Origin of the sequence: Sphingobium sp. ba1 (genome assembly GCF_000743655.1) — a bacterium.
Classification (GTDB): Bacteria; Pseudomonadota; Alphaproteobacteria; order Sphingomonadales; family Sphingomonadaceae; genus Sphingobium.
The window spans coordinates 7,262-10,893 of sequence record NZ_JPPQ01000053.1; the positions used below are offsets into that span (position 1 = coordinate 7,262).

A 3,632-nucleotide genomic window follows, 5' to 3' on the forward strand; every position below is an offset into this window, starting at 1 on the left:
GCACCGACAGGAAGCTGCCGACGCCATGGCCGGTGCCATGGGCATAATCCAGCCCCTGTGCCCACAGATATTGCCGCGCAAGCACGTCGAGCTGGCCGCCGCGAGTCCCCACCGGGAACACCGCCCGTGCCAGCGCGACATGGCCCTTCAACACCAGCGTAAACCGCTCCTGCATCTCGCGGGTCGGCGTACCGATCGCCAGCGTGCGGGTGACGTCGGTGGTGCCGTCGCGATATTGGCCGCCCGAATCGACCAGATAGAGCGTGCCCGTCTCGATCGGGCAGTTGGTCTTGTCCTCGACCCGATAATGGACCACGGCGCCATTCGGTCCCGCACCGCTGATCGTGTCGAACGACAGATCTTCCAGCAGGCCGGTCTCCTTGCGGAAGGCTTCCAGCCGGTCGGCGGCGGACATTTCGGTGAGGCCGCCCTTGGGCGCTTCGACCGACACCCAATGGAGGAAGCGGCTGAGCGCCGCGCCATCGCGCGCCTGCGCAGCCTTGTGGCCAGCAATCTCGACGTCATTCTTGATCGCCTTGGGTAGCACGGCCGGATCGCGCAGCGGCAGCACGGTCGCGCCACCCTGTTCCAGCGCGTCGAAGATCGCCGCCACCGCCCGTTCGGGGTCGGCGACCACCGTCTTTCCGGCAAAATCCTGCAGCGCGGCGGCGAAGTTCACACCGTCGCTGACCCGCACCGCATTGCCGAGATGCTGGGTGACGGCTTCGTCCATCTTTTCGGGCGCGACATAGAGGTCGGCGGTCGCATCGGCATGGATGATCGCATAGGCGAGCGCGACGGGCGTGCGATCGACATCCTTGCCCCGGATGTTGAAGGCCCAGGCGATCGAATCGAGCGCGGAAAGCACCGCGGCATCCGCGCCTGTCTCCACCAGCCAGTCGGCGATCGCCTGTCGCTTGTCGGCGGCGCTGCGCCCGGCAAAGCGATCCTCATGCACCACCAGCCGTGCGGCGCTGGGCGCGGGCCGGTCGGGCCAGACCGCATCGATCGGGTTGGTATCGACCGCGACCAATGTCGCGCCCTTCTTCGCCAGCGCGGCGCTCGCCGCCTTTACCCAGGCGCTGGTATGCAGCCAGGGGTCATAGCCGATCCGGCCGCCCTGCGGCGCATGGATGCCCAGCCAGTCGGCGATCGAGGTCTGCGGCACGCTCTCGTAAGCCCAATGCGCTCCGTCCACCTGCTCGCGCACCTGCAGCGTATAGCGGCCATCGGTGAAGATCGCGGCCTGCTCCGGCAGCACCACGGCGCTGCCCGCCGACCCCTGAAACCCCGTCAGCCAGGCGAGCCGCTGGGCATAGGCGCCGACATATTCGCTCATATGCTCGTCGGTCAGCGGCACGACGAAGCCGTCGAGCCGGTCCCGCACCAACTGCGCGCGCAGCGCCTTCAGCCGGTCTTCATAGGTGGACATTCATGCTTCCTTGTCTATCGGCCCTTGCGCAGGCCGCAAAGGCGACAACATAAGCAGGCAAAGGCGCTTATGCCAGCGCCGCCGACCAGATCACATCGACCCGATCATATATGGACACTGAATGACCGATCTTTCCCAGCCGCCCGTTGCCGCTCGCCGTCCGCACAGCTTCACCCATCATGGCATCACCCTGACCGACGATTATGCCTGGCTGCGCGACCCCGGCTACCCGGAGGTGACGGACAAGCAAGTGCTGGACTATCTGGAGCAAGAAAACCGCTATTTCGAAGCGGCGATGGCCCCGCACAAGGCGCTGACCGACACGCTGTTCGCCGAGATGAAGGGGCGGATCAAGGAAGACGACCAGTCGGTGCCGCAAAAGGATGGCGACTATATCTATTGGCGCGCCTTCGAAATCGGCGCGCAATATCGCAAATGGTATCGCAAGCCCGTGGCGGGGGGGCCGGATCAGCTGATCCTGGACGAAACCGCGCTGGCGCAGGGGCATGACTATTTCCGGCTGGGCGCGATGTCGGTCAGCCCCGATGGCCGTTATCTCGCCTATGCGATCGACACCAACGGCTCCGAACGGTTCGAAGCGCGGATCAAGGATCTGCTGAGCGGCGAGATTCTGCCCGAAGTCATCCCCGACACGCTGTCATCCCTGGTGTGGACCAGCGACAGCAAGGGGCTGCTCTACGGTATCGCCAACGACAATTGGCGCACGGACAATACGCGGCTCCACTGGCTGGGCCAGAGCGTGACGAGCGATGTCGAACTCTTCCATGAGGATGATGAGGGCTTCCGCGTCTCGGTCGGGCTCACCTCGTCGGAAAAATGGATCGTCATCGCGACCGGCGATCATGTGACGACCGAAGCCTGGCTGATCCCCGCCGACAATCCGCTGGCCGACCCGATTCTGGTCGCGCCGCGCCAGCCGGGCCGCGAATATGATGTCGATGAGCATGAGGGCACGCTCTACATCCGCACCAACGATGCCCACCCCAATTTCCGGCTGGTGACGGCCGCGCTCGATGCGCCCGACCAATGGACGCAGGTGATCGCGCCCGACGATCATTTCTACCTGACCGATTTCACCCTGTTCCAGCGCTTCTATGTTACCGAAGGGCGGCAAGACGGGCTCGACCAGATCGAATTGCGCGATTACGCCACCCACAGGCCAAAGCGCATCCCCTTCCCCGAAGCCAGCTATTGCGCGGGGCTGGACGATAATCCCGAATATGATGTGACGAAGCTGCGCATCGGTTATGAATCGATGGTCACGCCCGACACCATCTATGATTATCATCTCGACGACGGACGGCTCGAAGAATTGAAAGTGCAGGCCATCCCATCGGGCTATGACGCCAGCCGCTATACGACCGAACGGCTGATGATCCCGGCGCGCGACGGCACCGCGATCCCGGTGTCGATCGTCTACCCCAAGGATCTGCCCCGCGATGGCAGCGCGCCGCTGCATCTCTACGGCTATGGTGCCTATGGGCTGGCGATGGAGCCGGGCTTTTCGACCGGGCGGCTGTCGCTGCTGGATCGCGGCATGGTGTTCGCGCTCGCGCATATTCGCGGCGGCGATGATCTCGGCCAGCAATGGTATCTCGATGGCAAGCTCGACAAGCGGACCAACACCTTCACCGATTTCGTGGATGTCGCGAAGGGGCTGATCGACCTTGGCTATACGGCGGCGGGCAAGATCGGCATTTCCGGCGGGTCTGCGGGCGGCGAACTGATGGGCGCGGTGATCAACTCCGACCCCGACCTGTGGGGCGCGGTGGTGGCGCATGTGCCCTTTGTCGATGTGCTCAATACGATGCTGGACGAGACGCTGCCGCTGACGCCGGGCGAATGGCCCGAATGGGGCAATCCGATCGCGGACAAGGCGGCGTTCGAGACGATTTTGGGCTATGATCCGTATAACAATGTGACGGCACAGGCCTATCCGCCCTTGATGGTGACGGCGGGCCTGAACGATCCGCGCGTCACCTATTGGGAGCCTGCCAAATGGGTGGCCAGGCTGCGCGCCAACAAGACCGACGACAATATCCTGCTGCTCAAAACCAATATGGGCGCGGGCCATGGCGGCAAGTCGGGCCGGTTCGAGAGCTTGCACGAAACGGCGGAGGAGTTTGCGTTCCTGCTGTGGCAGTTGGGGTTAGCATCCTAACTCCCCTCCCTTCAGCGG

2 protein-coding genes are annotated in these 3,632 nt (G+C 64.1%); one reads left to right on the plus strand and one right to left on the minus strand.

Going from position 1 to position 3,632, the window contains the following annotated elements; genetic code table 11:
- A partial coding sequence (locus tag IL54_RS02750; RefSeq protein ID WP_037473024.1) for an aminopeptidase P family N-terminal domain-containing protein occupies positions 1–1,432 on the minus strand: 1,432 nt, incomplete at its 3' end.
- 121 nt (positions 1,433–1,553) lie between these two features.
- On the opposite strand from IL54_RS02750, the gene IL54_RS02755 reads away from it, so the two are divergent.
- Positions 1,554–3,614: a S9 family peptidase gene (locus tag IL54_RS02755; protein WP_037473009.1), complete on the plus strand. Its 2,061-nt coding sequence runs from the start codon at positions 1,554–1,556 to the stop codon at positions 3,612–3,614.
- The last annotated feature ends 18 nt before the right edge of the window (positions 3,615–3,632 follow it).

Coding starts and splice junctions, on each gene's coding strand:
- IL54_RS02755 (WP_037473009.1), top strand. CDS start 1,554: ATGACCGATCTTTCCCAGCCGCCCGTTGCCGCTCGCCGTCCGCACAGC.